This window comes from Cellulomonas xylanilytica (assembly GCF_007989805.1).
Lineage (GTDB): Bacteria > Actinomycetota > Actinomycetes > Actinomycetales > Cellulomonadaceae > Cellulomonas > Cellulomonas xylanilytica.
In genome coordinates, this window is the sequence record NZ_BJUB01000003.1 from 13,731 (window position 1) to 27,686 (window position 13,956).

At 73.2% G+C, this 13,956-nt stretch carries 9 protein-coding genes; 1 reads left to right on the forward strand and 8 read right to left on the reverse strand.

The window, feature by feature from the left end; translation table 11 throughout:
* The first annotated feature begins 41 nt into the window (after positions 1-41).
* Positions 42-1,208: a TrpB-like pyridoxal phosphate-dependent enzyme gene (locus CXY01_RS05520; RefSeq protein ID WP_246125072.1), complete on the forward strand. Its 1,167-nt coding sequence runs from the start codon at positions 42-44 to the stop codon at positions 1,206-1,208.
* Between the two features lie 50 nt (positions 1,209-1,258).
* Here the strand turns inward: CXY01_RS05520 and CXY01_RS05525 are convergent, their stop codons facing one another.
* The 8 genes from CXY01_RS05525 to infC all read right to left on the reverse strand — a co-directional run bounded on the left by CXY01_RS05525 (position 1,259) and on the right by infC (position 13,792).
* Positions 1,259-6,202, reverse strand: a complete 4,944-nt coding sequence (locus tag CXY01_RS05525; protein ID WP_146926465.1) for an ExeM/NucH family extracellular endonuclease — start codon at positions 6,200-6,202, stop codon at positions 1,259-1,261.
* A gap of 193 nt (positions 6,203-6,395) precedes the next feature.
* Positions 6,396-8,966 (reverse strand): phenylalanine--tRNA ligase subunit beta, encoded by a 2,571-nt coding sequence (gene pheT / locus CXY01_RS05530; RefSeq protein WP_146926120.1) that lies wholly within the window; start codon positions 8,964-8,966, stop codon positions 6,396-6,398.
* Entirely contained in the window at positions 8,966-10,024 is a 1,059-nt protein-coding gene (gene pheS / locus CXY01_RS05535; protein ID WP_146926121.1) for a phenylalanine--tRNA ligase subunit alpha, read from the reverse strand. Before pheS ends, pheT begins: the two co-directional genes overlap by 1 nt.
* A 244-nt stretch (positions 10,025-10,268) precedes the next feature.
* Positions 10,269-10,916 carry an RNA 2',3'-cyclic phosphodiesterase gene (thpR, locus tag CXY01_RS05540; protein WP_146926122.1) on the reverse strand — a complete coding sequence of 216 codons (648 nt, stop codon included), beginning with the start codon at positions 10,914-10,916 and terminating at the stop codon, positions 10,269-10,271.
* A 10-nt stretch (positions 10,917-10,926) separates the two neighbouring features.
* Positions 10,927-11,745: a TrmH family RNA methyltransferase gene (locus CXY01_RS05545; RefSeq protein WP_246125075.1), complete on the reverse strand. Its 819-nt coding sequence runs from the start codon at positions 11,743-11,745 to the stop codon at positions 10,927-10,929.
* 196 nt (positions 11,746-11,941) lie between these two features.
* Positions 11,942-12,325, reverse strand: coding sequence for a 50S ribosomal protein L20 (gene rplT, locus CXY01_RS05550; RefSeq protein ID WP_146847295.1), 384 nt, complete (start codon positions 12,323-12,325; stop codon positions 11,942-11,944).
* Between the two features lie 63 nt (positions 12,326-12,388).
* Positions 12,389-12,583 (reverse strand): 50S ribosomal protein L35, encoded by a 195-nt coding sequence (rpmI, locus tag CXY01_RS05555; RefSeq protein ID WP_028046910.1) that lies wholly within the window; start codon positions 12,581-12,583, stop codon positions 12,389-12,391.
* Positions 12,584-12,676: 93 nt separating this feature from the next.
* The gene (gene infC, locus CXY01_RS21385; protein ID WP_146926123.1) at positions 12,677-13,792 is read right to left on the reverse strand and encodes a translation initiation factor IF-3; all 1,116 of its coding nucleotides are present in this window, start codon (positions 13,790-13,792) and stop codon (positions 12,677-12,679) included.
* Positions 13,793-13,956 lie beyond the last annotated feature (164 nt).

Here is a 13,956-nt window from a genome sequence, read left to right on the forward strand (position 1 = left end):
CCTGCCGTCACCGTGCCCACCGGCGCTGCACCCGGGCACGCGTGAGCCGCTGGACGCCAGACGACCTGGCGCCGCTGTTCCCGATGGCGCTGATCATGCAGGAGGTCAGCACCGAGCGGTGGATCGAGATCCCGGAGCCGGTGCGGGAGATCTACGCCCTGTGGCGGCCCTCCCCGCTGATCCGGGCGCGTCGCCTCGAGCGGGCGCTCGGCACCCCGGCGCACATCTACTACAAGTACGAGGGCGTCAGCCCGGTCGGGTCGCACAAGCCGAACACCGCCGTCGCGCAGGCGTACTACAACGCGGCCGAGGGCATCACGAAGCTGACCACCGAGACCGGCGCCGGGCAGTGGGGCGCGTCGCTGGCCATGGCGTGCGCGCTGCTCGGGCTGACGTGCGAGGTGTGGCAGGTCCGCGCCTCGTTCGACGCCAAGCCGTACCGGCGCATGCAGATGGAGACCTACGGCAGCATCTGCCACCCGTCACCGTCGGACCTCACGAACGCCGGCCGAGCCATGCTCGCGGCCGATCCCGGGACCACGGGCTCCCTGGGCATGGCGATCAGCGAGGCGGTCGAGGCGGCGGCGACCGACCCCGACGCGCACTACTCGCTGGGCAGCGTGCTCAACCACGTGCTGCTGCACCAGAGCGTCATCGGCCAGGAGGCCCTGGCCCAGCTCGACACGATCGAGGAGACCGCCGACGTGGTCTTCGCGTGCGCCGGGGGCGGTTCGAACCTCGGCGGGATCGCCTTCCCGTTCCTGGGCCGCAACCTCCGGGACGGCACCTCCACCCGCGTCGTCGCCTGCGAGCCGGCGGCGTGCCCGTCGCTGACGCAGGGCGAGTACCGGTACGACTTCGGCGACGTGGCCGGTCTGACGCCCCTGCTGAAGATGCACACGCTGGGCAAGGACTTCGTGCCGCCGCCCATCCACGCGGGTGAGCTGCGCTACCACGGGATGGCACCGATGGTGTCGCACGCCGTCGAGCTCGGCCTGATCGAGGCGATCGCCGTCGACCAGCAGACCGCGTTCGCCGCGGGGATCGAGTTCGCCCGGGCCGAGGGCATCATCCCGGCGCCGGAGTCGACGCACGCCGTCGCGGGAGCCATCGCGCACGCCCGCGCGGCCACCGACGCCGAGACCATCGTCATCGGCCTGTCCGGCAACGGTGTCCTGGACCTGCCCGCCTACCACGACTACGTGTGACGACGACGAAGGCCCGCGCCCCGTCAGGGACGCGGGCCTTGGTCGTGCGGTCAGCGGGTGCTGACCGGCGCGCTCGTGCTCGGGCTCACGTTCGCGGCGTCGCTCGGGACGAACGTCGCCGTGTACGTGTGCCGGCCCGACGGGACGGTCCCGATCGCGATGCCGAGCACCACGTTCAGGCGCTTGACCACCGTCGTGCCCTCCCGGATCTCGACCGTGCCCGACGGCACCCGCCCGTTGTCGGTCGCGACCGTCACGAACGCGACCGACGGGATGAACAGGAACCCGCGGGTGACCGACAGCCCGGTCGTCGTGGTGACCTTCTCGACGACCACCGTCACCGCGTCCGACTCGGACCCGGACACGGTGTCGTCCCCGGCGAACCGGGCGACCACGTCGTAGCTGCCGGCCGGCGTGGACGACGGGAGCCGCAGGGTCGCCGTGCCGCCCCGGAGCGACGCCGTGCCGAGCACGGTGTCTCCGGCGACGAACTCGACGGTCCCTGCCACGGCCACGTCGGCCGTCACCGTGGCGGTCAGGGTGACCCGCGACGACGAGCCGAACACCTGGCTCGACGGCGCTGCCGTCAGCGTGGTGGTCGACGACGGGGTGCCCGCCTCGACGGTGAGCGGGAGCGTCACCGTGGTGTTGCTCGGGCTCGCCACGAGCGTGAGCGTGTGAGCCCCTGCGCTCGTGCCCGCCGGGATCGTCACCGAGACGTCGGCGTTGCCGCCGCTGACCGGTGCGGTGCCGATGGACGTCCCGTCGAGCCGGACGTCGAGGCTGGCGTTCTGCGGCGAGCCGATGCTCGTCAGGTCCAGCTTGGTGACCGGGAACGCCAGCGTGTCACCCGCGGTGACCGTCGACGGGACCGTCGGCACCCCGACCGCCTGGCGGGCGTAGTCCGGGGCCAGCCCGGGGTGCGTCTGCAGGTAGGCGATCCAGCCGTCGCGGTCGACGAGCCCCGAGTCCTGCTGGTCCGTGCTCTGCGTGAACACCCGGAAGTTGTCCCCACCGGTGAGCAGGAACGAGAAGGTGCCCACCCGGTAGCTCGCGGCCGGGTCGATCGGTGCACCGTCCACGGTGATCGACGTGATGTGCGACCCCAGAGGTGCGGCGGCGTCGTACGTGTACGTCACGTTGTCCGACAGCCCGAGCTGCAGGTACGACCGGCTCGGGACCGTCCCGTCGGGGAGCGTCTGCCACTGCTGCTCGAGCATCGTCTTGAACTGCGCGCCCGTCAGTGACGTGGTCCACAGGTTGTTGGCGAACGGCAGGACGCCGTTGGCCTCGGCCGTCGTCACGACGCCGTCCGGCGCGTAGTACAGCTCGTCGCGCAGGCCGCCGGGGTTGACCACCCCGATCTCGGCACCGCCGAGCTGCTCCGGGGCCAGCGTGTCCCGCAGGGCGTTCGCCACGAGGTCACCCAGGGTGGACTCGCTCGCCCGGTCGTCGCGGGCGGTGGCGGGCGCCGTGTAGCCGGTGGGCCCGTAGGTGCCGCCGGTGAACGCGGTCGTGATGTCGCCCACGACGGAGCCGACCGGGACCGCGCCGACCTCCTTCGCGTACGCCAGGGCCGCCTGGACGATGGTGTTCACCTCGGCCACGCGCGGGTACGTCGCGACCAGCTGAGCCGCGAACGCCGCCTCGTTCTGCGCCGGGGTGTTGCCGGCGACGACCGGTGCGACCAGGCGCGGGACGTTCTGCTGGGTGTGTGCGACGACCTCACCGCTGGCCGGGTCGAACGTCAGGACGACCTTGCCGATGAACTCGCCGTAGCTTCCCGTCTGCACGACCGGGCGCGTCGCGCCGGCCTCGCCGGGGACCGGCGCCTCCCACGCGTACTGCTGGTGCGTGTGGCCGGTGAAGATCGCGTCGACGGCCGCTGCGGTCTCCTCGACGATCTTGGTGAACGCGCCACCCTCGGCGAGCTCCTCCTCGAGCGTGCCGCCCGGCAGACCCTCGCCTGCGCCCTCGTGGTAGCTGGCGACGAGCACGTCGGCCTCGCCGTTGGACTCGTCCCCGTCGCTCAGCTGCGCGGCGACGCGGTTCACGGCGTCGACCGGGTCGCCGAACTCGATCTGGGTGATGCCGCCGGGCGTGACCAGCGAGGGGGTCTCCTCGGTGACCGCGCCGATGACACCGACGGAGACGCCGGCCATGTCGAGGATCGCGTACTCCGGCAGCGCCGGCGTCGTCGTCCCCGTGAGGTAGACGTTCGCGCCCAGGTAGTCCCACTCGGCGTTGGTGCCGCCGGCGATGACCCGGTCGGTGAGGTCCTGGAACCCCTTGTCGAACTCGTGGTTGCCCACGGCCGACGCGTTGAGCTCCAGGGCGTTCAGCACGTCGATCGTCGGCTGGTCGTCCTGGACGGCCGAGGCGAACAGCGAGGCGCTGATGTTGTCACCGGCCGAGATGAACGCGACCGGGCCGCCGGCCGCGATGGCGGCCGCCTTCTCCTTCTCGACGGTGCCCGCGAACTTCACGGTGTTGGCGTCGATGCGGCCGTGGAAGTCGTTGATGTCGAGCAACGTCAGGTCGACCGGCACGGCCGCACCCTCGACCAGCCCGACGACCACCGGGTCGTGGTCGGAGGAGCGGTACACGTCCGGCGCGTAGAAGAGCGTGCCGTGGTAGTTGTACCGGTCGTACTCCAGGGCGATGGCCTCTTCGGCGTTGATCTCCCAGATGTCGGCGCCGGTGGCGCGCTGCATGGCTGCCTCGTTGAGCAGCACGTGGTCCAGCGAGCCCGACAGGCCGCTGAACGAGTACGAGAACTGGCCGTCGGCGAGCGCCGTGGCGGCGTCGGTGTACCCGGCGTCATACAGCGTCTGCAGGGGGTCCTCGAGCGTGTACGCGTTGAAGTCACCGACCAGCGCGACCGCCTCGGCGTCGCCCTGGACCGTCGGGACCCAGTCGCGCAGCGCGGTGGCCTGCCGGACCCGGGACTCGTTCGAGGCGCCCTGGCCGTCGCCCGCGTCGGCGTCGCCGGGCCACGGGCCCGCCGATCCCTTGGACTTGAAGTGGTTCACCGCGACGAAGAACGGCTCGCCGCCACCGACCGGCGTGAACACCTGGCCGATGGGCTCGCGGGCGTTGCCGAACGCCTGGTCGTCGCCGCTCTGGTCGCCCAGCGCACGCGACTGGCCCGTCCGCTCGACGGCGGCGGGCTTGTAGATCAGCGCGTTGGTGATGACGTCCTGCCCGGCGGCCGGCGGCAGCTCCGCCGACGACGGGACGAACGCCCAGACGTCGGAGCCTGCCGCGGCGTTGAGCGCGTCGACCAGCGTGCCGAGCGCCTCGTCGGCGACCCCGTCCACGCGCGCCGAGTTCTCGATCTCGAGCAGCCCGACGACGTCCGCGTCGAGCGCGTTGATCGCGGCCACGATCTTGTCCTGCTGGCGCTGCAGGTCGTCCGGGTCCCAGGCGCCACGCGGGTCGCAGCCGCCGTTGACCGTGACGGGGTCACCGGTGCGGTCCTTGAAGGACGTGCAGCCGGCGGTCGTCGCGCCGAGGGTGGTGAAGTAGTTGAGGACGTTGAACGACGCGACCTCGAGGTCGCCGCCGACGGCCGACGGGGCTGCCGTGCGGTCGTTCTCGAACGTCACCGACGCCGGCCCGGGGGCCGTGGGGTTCAGCTTCCACACGTTGTTGCGGAAGTCGACGACCACGGGCGCGGTGATGGTCGCGGCCGCACCCACCCGGACGGGGTTGGCGAGGGACACGTAGGGCGGGGTGAGGCCGGAGTTCGCCGCCGTGAGGAAGTTGGTGGACGACCCGTCGTCCAGGACCACTCCGCGCGCCGCGTTGTCCGCCGCGGCGGCAGCCGCCTCCGCGGAGCCGGGGCGCCCGACCTCGGTGGGCTGCAGGAGCGGCAGCGTGCCGGCCGCGAGGCCGACCTCGCCGTACTGGTTGGTGGAGAACGTGTTCGTGATCGTGAGGTCGCCGGTCGGCTGGAACAGCATCGACTCCAGCGCCTCGCGCGCGGCGTCCGTCGTGGGCCACGACGCGGACACCGGGGTCACCGGGTCGGCCGCGGGCAGGTCGACCAGGTCGGCCGTCGACGCCACCGTGATCTCGGTGAGGCCGTTGAACTCGGAGACCGCGCCGGTCACGCGCACGTGGTCACCGACGGCCACGGCACCGGCCGTCGCCGACGAGAACACGAAGACCGCGTCGGAGGCGCCCGGCGTCGCGTCGGTCGCGCCGCCCGTCCCGGGCGTCTGGATGACGTACCCGTTGAGGCCGCCCGTCGGGTACGCCGCCGTGACGACGCCCTCGGTGGTGACGGTCTGCCCGGCCAGCGGAGACGTCGCGCCCGCGCCCTGGACCTCGGCGATCGTGGCGGCGACGGGGGTCGGGTCCACGGGTCCGCTGCCGGCGACGCCCGGGGTCGGGGTCGCGCCGGCGAAGTCGGCCGCGTTGCTCGCGGTGTTGGTCAGCGTGGCGTTGCGCGTCACGGCCTGGGTGTTCGAGGCGCCGAGGGCGGGCCCGCTGCCCGCGTACCCGGATGCGGTCGCGCCGTACCCGACGAGGTCGACGACGGGGTCGAGAGCCGCGCACTCGACGCCTCCGCACGCGAGGGCGGTGGTCGAGGAGACGAGGGCGACCTTGCCGGCCGTCCCGCTCATCGGGATCGTGCCGGTGACGTTCCCGGTCACGGGCGTCGTCCCGCCGGCACCCGCCGCCTCCACGACGACGTAGGCGGCGCCGGGCGCGATCACGCCCGTCAGCGGCGTCGTCTGCCAGGTCGCGCCCGCGGCGGACGCGTACTGCACGGACCACCCGGTGACGTCCACGGGGGCCGGGCTCGCGTTCACCAGCTCGACGAAGTCGTTGGTGTAGGTGGCGCCGCTGTTGCCGCCGCCGCCGTACACCTCGTTGATCAGGACGCGTGGCGTGGTGCCGACCGCGGCCTGCGCAGCGCCCGCCGTGATCACACCGCCCGTCAGGGCGAGAGCGAGGGCTGCGACGCCCCCGCTGATCGACTTCATCGCAGGACGCACGTCGAGCTCTCCTTCGTCGGAAACGCAAAGTGGCCGCTCGTGACGGCCTGGACAACTGTCGCGGTTCGTCCGGATAGAGGCAACTACTACCTGGTAACTATTGAGTGAACACATCCGATGATTTGTCCGGGTACGACGCAGCCCTCGCCGACCACGGGTCGACGAGGGCTGCGGACCGGCCTCAGGCGCGCAACGACGCCCCGAACCGGCGATGGGCCTCCGCCACGATCGACTCCCGCACGGCCGCCGCCTCCTGCGCGGTCAGGGTCCGGTCGGCGGCGCGCAGCCGCAGCGCGAACGCCAGCGACTTGTGGTCCTCGCCGACCTGCGGGCCCGTGTACACGTCGAACAGCCGGACCTCCTCGACGACGTCGCCGACCGGGCTGCCGGCAGCACCGACCCGGACCGCGTCGAGCACGTCGGCCGCCGGGACCTCGGACGGGACGACGAGGGCGACGTCCTCCTTGTTCACGGGGAACGTCGAGACCGGCACCGCCTGCACGGGCTCGGGTGACGCCGCGGCGAGCACCACGTCGAGGTCCAGCTCGAACGCGGCGGCACGTGCCGGCAGGCCGAGCGCCGTCACGACGTTCGGGTGCAGCTCGCCCGCGTGGCCCGCGAGGGTGCCGTCCGCCGTGCTCAGACGCGCGCACCGGCCCGGGTGCCAGGGCGCGTGGTCGGCGTCCGCGGACACGACGAGCTCCACCCCGACGACCTCCGCGACGAGCAGCGCGGCCGCGATCGCGTCGGAGTGGTCGACCCGGCGCCCCGGTCCCCACCAGCCTGCGGGCTCGCGCAGGCCGGCGAGGACCCCCGCGACCCGCCGCGGCTGCGGCGGCACGGCGGCGTCGATCGCCGCGAGCTCCTCGTCGGACGGGCGGACCCCTCCGGGCAGGCGCGGGGCCACGGGTGCACCCGGTTCCGGTCGCGTGACCAGGCCCAGCTCGAAGATCGCCACGTCGCTCTCGCCCCGGCTCACGTTGCGCCGGGCCGTGTCGAGCAGCGTGACCAGCAGGTTGGTCCGCAGGTACGGCTGCTCGTCGGAGAGCGGGTTGACCAGCCGCACGGCACGACGGCGGGCGTCGTCCGCGGGCAGGTGCAGCGCGTCGAGCTGGTCCGTCCCGACGAACGGGTAGCTGAGCACCTCGACGAGACCCGCCTCGGCCAGGGCCCGGGCGATCGAGCGCCGGGCACGCTGGCCGTCGGTGAGGCCCGTCCCGGCGGGCGCGACGGGCAGCGTCGACGGGATCGCGTCGTACCCGCGCAGGCGGGCCACCTCCTCGACCAGGTCCACCCCGGCGACGAGGTCGGGTCGCCACGACGGCGGCGTCACCGTGATCGCGTCGGCGCCGGCGTCGGCGACCTCGCAGCCGATCGACCGCAGCGTCGCGCGCACCTCGTCGGCCGAGAACGGCAGGCCGACGAGCCGGGTCGGCAGGTCGAGAGCCAGCTCGAACGACGCGACGGGAACGCGGCGGTCGACGTCGGTCAGCGGCCCGGCGACGCCACCGCCGTGCTCGACCAGGAGCGCGACCGCGCGTGCGACCGCCACCGGCGGCAGCTGGGGGTCGGCGCCACGCTCGAACCGCTTCGCCGCCTCGCTGGGCAGCTTGTGCCGACGTGCCGTGCGCGCGACCGTGATCGGGTCGAAGTGAGCGGCCTCGACGAGCAGGTCGGTCGTCGTCGCGCTCACCTCGGTGTCCCCCCCACCCATCACGGCCGCGAGCCCGATGGGCCGCGCACCGCGCACCCCGTCCGGGCTGTCGGTGATGAGCAGGTCCTCCGGGTCCAGCGCACGGTCGACGTCGTCGAGGGTCCGGATCCGCTCGCCGGGGTTGGCCCGTCGCACGACGATCGGCTCGGCCAGGTGCGCCAGGTCGTACGCGTGCAGCGGCTGGCCCAGGTCGAGCATGACGTAGTTCGTGACGTCGACGGCGAGGCTGATGGGCCGCATGCCCGCCTGCTGCAGCCGACGCTGCATCCACGCGGGCGACGGGTCGTTCGCCCGCACCCCGCGGACGACCTGCGCGACGAAGCGGTCCGCCCCGGGCACCCCGTGGATGGGCGCCGCGTCGTCGATCTCGACCGCGAAGCCGCCGCCGGCGGGACGCTCGTCGCCCGAGGGCAGGCCGTGGTCGGTGAACGCGGCGCCGGTCGACAGCCCGTACTCGCGGGCGACACCGCGCATCGAGAAGCAGTACCCACGGTCGGGGGTCACGTTGATCTCGAGGACCTCCTCGCCGAGACCGAGGAGGTCGCGCGCGTCCGTGCCGACCGGAGCGTCCAGCCCGAGCTCGGACAGCACGATGATCCCCGCGTGGTCCTCGCCCAGGCCGAGCTCGCGCGCCGAGCAGATCATGCCGTCGGACACGTGCCCGTACGTCTTGCGCGACGCGATGGGGAACGGCCCGGGCAGCACCGCACCCGGCAGCGCGACGACGACGCGGTCGCCGACGACGAAGTTGTGCGCGCCGCAGACGATGCCTCGTGGTTGGCTGCGGCCCTCCACAGCGGGCTCGTTGTGCTCCGGACCCACGTCGACCCGGCACCAGTTGATCGTCTTGCCGTTCTTCTGCGGCTCCGGCGACAGCTCCACCACCTCGCCGACGACCAGCGGACCGGTCACGGCGGCGGCGTGGATCGCCTCCTCCTCGAGGCCGACGCGGACGAGGTCCACCGCCAGCTGCTCGGCGGTGAGTCCCGCAGGGAGCTCGACGTGCTCGGCGAGCCACGTCAGGGGGATGCGCGGCATCAGATCTCCGTCCCGAACTGCGTGGAGAAGCGGACGTCGCCCTCCACCATGTCGTGCATGTCGGCGATGCCGTGGCGCAGCATCAGGGTGCGCTCGATGCCCATGCCGAACGCGAAGCCGGAGTAGACCTCGGGGTCCACGCCGACGGCGCGCAGCACGTGCGGGTTGACCATGCCGCAGCCACCCCACTCGATCCAGCCTGGCCCGCCCTTCTTCTGCGGGAACCAGAGGTCCATCTCCGCGCTGGGCTCGGTGAACGGGAAGAACGACGGACGCAGGCGCGTGCGGGCCTCGGGGCCGAAGATCGCCTGCGCGAAGTGGTCGAGCGTCCCCTTGAGGTGCGCCATCGTCAGGCCCTTGTCGATCGCGAGGCCCTCGACCTGGTGGAACACCGGGGTGTGCGTGGCGTCGAGCTCGTCGGTGCGGAACACCTTGCCGGGGCACGCGATGTACACCGGGAGCTCGCGCTCCAGCAGCGTCCGGGCCTGCACGGGCGACGTGTGCGTCCGCAGCACCAACCCCGAGGGCGACCCGTCCTGCCCCTCGACGAAGAACGTGTCCTGCATCTGCCGCGCCGGGTGGTCCACGCCGAAGTTCAGCGCGTCGAAGTTGAACCACTCGGCCTCGAGCTCCGGCCCCTCGGCGATCTCCCAGCCCATCGCGACGAAGATGTCGGCGATGCGCTCGGACAGCGTCTCCAACGGGTGCCGGGCGCCGCGGAGGCGACGGTCGGTGGGCAGCGTGACGTCGACGGACTCCTCGACGAGCACGCGCTGGTCACGCTCGGCCTCGAGCTCGGCCTGCCGCTCCGCGAGCGCGCGGGCGAGCCGGCCCTTGGCCTGACCGAGGAGCTTGCCGGCGACGGCCTTGTCGGCGGGCGCGAGGCCGCCGATGGCCCGGTTGGCGAGCGCCACGGGGCTGCGCTCCCCCACGTGCTCGAGGCGGGCGGACTTCAGGGCGTCGAGGTCGGTGGCGGCCGCGAGGGCCTTCAGCGCGTCCTCGACGGCGGACTCGATGCCGTCGGCGTCGAGCGGGGACAGGGCGGTGTCGTCGGACATCCTGACCTTCCAGTGCGTTCTGGGCGGCCTGCACGCGAGGGCGCACGGCCATGGCGCGCGCACGACGGCGCGGCCAGCGGACAAGTCTAGAGGCGCCCGATCCGGGTCGTGGCGGCCGGTCCGTCGGCGGACGGCCTGCTCACGTGCGCGTCAGTGGCGCGGCCCGGGAACGGGCCCGGGAAATCGGCGACCGCCGGCCGCCTGCGCACGCGCTGTCATGGTCGCCATGATGCCACGGCCCGCGCTATCGCCCGAGCGCAAAGCGCTGCACCCGCTCGTACAGCGGTCCCCCGCCGCGACCCGCACCCGGCTGCGACGAGACGAGGGTCAGCTCGTCGACGAGCCAGCGCGGACCCTCGTAGACAGCCAGGGCGCGCACGAGGCTCGCCGCGACGTCCTCGTCCTCCGGGCCCGACCCGTGCAGGTCCGGCCGCTGCCCCGGCCGGTCCGGTCGCGACGAGCGCCGTCGCGGTGGCCGGCTCCCCGGACGCACCCGCCCGACGGTGAGGTGCGGACGGTCGCGCGGCCGGTTGTCGGTCACGCCGACCGCCGCCTCCCCCGCCTCGACGCACCCGCGCGTCACCGCACGCTGCGTCTCCACGTCGCCACCGACACCCACCCACAGCGTCCGGTGCGAGAACACACCTGCGCCGCGCAGGGCCAGCTCGTACGGCTCGACCCCGACGGCGAGCTCCGCCAGGTCGGCCGCCAGGGCCGGGACCGCGCCGTCCGGGACGTCGCCGTAGAACGCCACGGTGAGGTGCCACGTCTCCCGGGCGGACCAGCGCACCGCCGACGAGGAACCGGCCGGCGCACCGCGCACGGAGGCGAGCGCAAGGTCGAGGTGGTCGAGGACGTCCTCGGTCGGCCACACCGCCGTGAACAGCCTCATCGCTGGCCCGTCATCGCTGGGCCCGCGAGCTGGCGTACAGACAGACCGTCGCCGCCGTCGCGAGGTTGAGCGACTCCGCCCGCCCGCGGATGGGTACCCGCACGACGGCGTCCGCCAGCGCGCGGTCCTCGTCGCGCAGACCCCACGCCTCGTTCCCGAACAGCCAGGCCGTCGGCCGCGCGAGGTCGGGCACACCGTCCGGGGCCCGACCGGCGACGTCGAGCAGGTCGTCGAGGTCGTGCTCACCCGCGCCGTCGGCCGCGAGCACCGCCAGCCCCGCGGACCGCAGTGCGGTGACCGCCGCCGCCAGGTCGGCGCCGGTGACGACCGGCAGGTGGAAGAGGGAACCGGCCGTGGACCGGACGACCTTCGGGTTGTGCACGTCGACGCTCTCCGCGGTGAGCAGCGCGGCATCGGCACCCGCGGCGTCGGCGGCCCGGATGACCGTCCCGGCGTTGCCGGGGTCCCGCACGTTCGCCAGCACGGCGACCAGCCGGGGGCCGACCAGCTCGGACAGCGTGTGAGACATCAGCGACGCCACCGCCACGACCTGCTGCGCGTCCGGGCTCATGGCGTCGAGCACCTCGACCGTCCCGACCGACACGCGGATGCCCCGCTGGTGAGCACGGTCCACGATCTCCGCGTAGCGCTCCGCCGCCTCGACGGTCACGTACACGTCGTGCACCTCGGCGGCGAGCACCGCCTCACGGACCGACTGCGGCCCCTCCACCAGGAACCGACCCGCCCGCCTCCGGGCAGAGCCGCTGGTGAGGGACCGGACCGCCTTCACCCGCTCGGCCCGCGGGTTGGTCAGGGTGGGTTCGCTCACCGGGACATCATCGCGTGCCCGCGGACGCGACCGCGTCCATCAACGTGCGCCGGGACGGGTCGAGCAGCGCCCGGAGCACAGCGAGCACGTCGAAGCCCCCGCGAGCCAGTGGCTCCGGGGGCTCCGGGTTCACCGAGCCACCGCCCGGCCCCGCGGCGAGGCGGGTCGGGCGGTCGGGCTCAGCAGCGAACGAGGGTCACGCAGCCTTCGGCGCGTTGACGTCCTCGGGCAGCGCGGCCTTGGCGGCCTGGACGAGCGTCGCGAACGTCGCGGCGTCGTTCACGGCCAGGTCGGCCAGCACGCGGCGGTCCACCTCGATGCCGGCGAGCTTGAGGCCCTGGATCAGGCGGTTGTAGGTCAGACCCTGCTCGCGGGACGCAGCGTTGATGCGCTGGATCCACAGCTTGCGGAAGTCCTGCTTGCGCACCTTGCGGTCGCGGTACGCGTAGACGAGGGAGTGGGTGACCTGCTCCTTCGCCTTCCGGTACAGGCGCGACCGCTGACCGCGGTAGCCCGCAGCGCGCTCGAGGGTTGTACGGCGCTTCTTCTGGGCGTTGACCGCCCGCTTCACGCGTGCCACGTGATGCTCCTTGCTTGTCTCAGGCTCGGGCCGGGTGACCGGGGCGCAGCAGCGCCCCCGGGGTCACTTGCCGAGCAGCTTCTTGATACGGGGGGCGTCGGCAGGGGAGACGACGAGGTCGCCGGCGATGCGGCGGGTGCGGCGGCTCGACTTGTGCTCGAGCAGGTGGCGACCGCCGGCCTGCTCGCGCATGACCTTGCCGGTCCCGGTGACCCGGAAGCGCTTCTTGGCACCGGAGTGCGTCTTGTTCTTCGGCATGGCTGCCGTGTCTCCTTGTCCTTCACATCGCACGGGTTCGTACGACTCGTCTGGTGCGGTCCGACCGGAGGCCGGTCCGTCCGTTCGTGCGGGCTAGCTCGCCTCTTCCGAGGCGGTCGTGCTGGTCTGTGCCTTCGCCGGAGCGGCCGGACCAGGTCGCGGCGCGGGCCGCGGCGTGGCGGTCGGCCGGGGTGTGGCCGGCTTCGGTGTCGCCGGCTTCGGGGCCGACGACGCCGCGGGCTGCGGAGTCGCCGCCGGGGCGGGCGTGGGTGCGGCTGCCGGTCGCGCGGCGGCGGGACGCGGTGCTGCGGCGGCCGGACGTGCAGCCGCCGCGGGACGCGGCGCTGCCGCGGGTCGTGCAGCAGCGGCCGGACGGGGTGCGGCGGGACGAGAGGCAGCCGGACGCGGTGCGGCGGCGGGCTTCTCGGCCGGAGCCGCGGCGTCGGCCGGGGTCTCGACCGGAGCCGACGTCTCGACCGGAGCCGACGTCTCAGCCTGCTCCGGGGCGACCTCGGCCGGTGCCTCGACCGCAGCAGCGGGCTCGACCACCGGGGCTGCCTCGGCGGCAGCCGGCGCGACGGGCTCGACCTGCTCGACCGGGTTCGCTGCCGCGGCGGCAGCAGCGGCAGCGGCCGCCGCGTTCTGCTCACGGGCGGCAGCAGCCTGCGCCGCGCGGCGCTGCTCCTGCTTCTGGTCGGCCTTCTTCTTGTTCGGGCCGAGCACCATGATCATGTTGCGCCCGTCCTGCTTGGGCATGCTCTCGATGAAGCCGAGCTCGGACACGTCGTCCGCCAGCCGCTGCAGCAGGCGCACGCCCATCTCCGGGCGCGACTGCTCGCGGCCACGGAACATAATCATGACCTTGACCTTGTCGCCGGCGGTGAGGAACCGCTCGACGTGGCCCTTCTTGGTGCCGTAGTCGTGCGGGTCGATCTTCAGCCGGAAACGGATCTCCTTGAGGACCGTGTTCGTCTGGTTCCGCCGGGCCTCACGGGCCTTCATGTCTGCTTCGTACTTGAACTTGCCGTAGTCCATGATCTTGCAGACGGGCGGACGAGCGTCAGGCGCCACCTCGACGAGGTCGAGGTCGGCGTCCTGGGCCAGGCGCAAGGCGTCCTCCACGCGGACGATGCCGACCTGCTCGCCGTTGGGGCCGACCAGGCGGACCTCGGCGACGCGGATCCGATCGTTGATGCGGGGCTCGCTGATGTGGTGCTCCTCAGGTTCGTCGTCGGTGACCGCCGGGAACGAGGAAGGCCCCCGTCCTGGTCACAGGAGGAGGCCTCGAGGTCCGCGCGGTCGCATGGCCGGGGGCCATGCTCACGCCACCGGGGGCGGCTTGCGCCGTCCGGTGCGGACTGTGACCCGGTCTC

Coding starts and splice junctions, on each gene's coding strand:
- CXY01_RS05525 (WP_146926465.1), bottom strand. CDS start 6,202: ATGAAGTCGATCAGCGGGGGCGTCGCAGCCCTCGCTCTCGCCCTGACG.
- pheS (WP_146926121.1), bottom strand. CDS start 10,024: ATGTCCGACGACACCGCCCTGTCCCCGCTCGACGCCGACGGCATCGAG.
- pheT (WP_146926120.1), bottom strand. CDS start 8,966: ATGCCGCGCATCCCCCTGACGTGGCTCGCCGAGCACGTCGAGCTCCCT.
- rpmI (WP_028046910.1), bottom strand. CDS start 12,583: ATGCCGAAGAACAAGACGCACTCCGGTGCCAAGAAGCGCTTCCGGGTC.
- thpR (WP_146926122.1), bottom strand. CDS start 10,916: ATGAGGCTGTTCACGGCGGTGTGGCCGACCGAGGACGTCCTCGACCAC.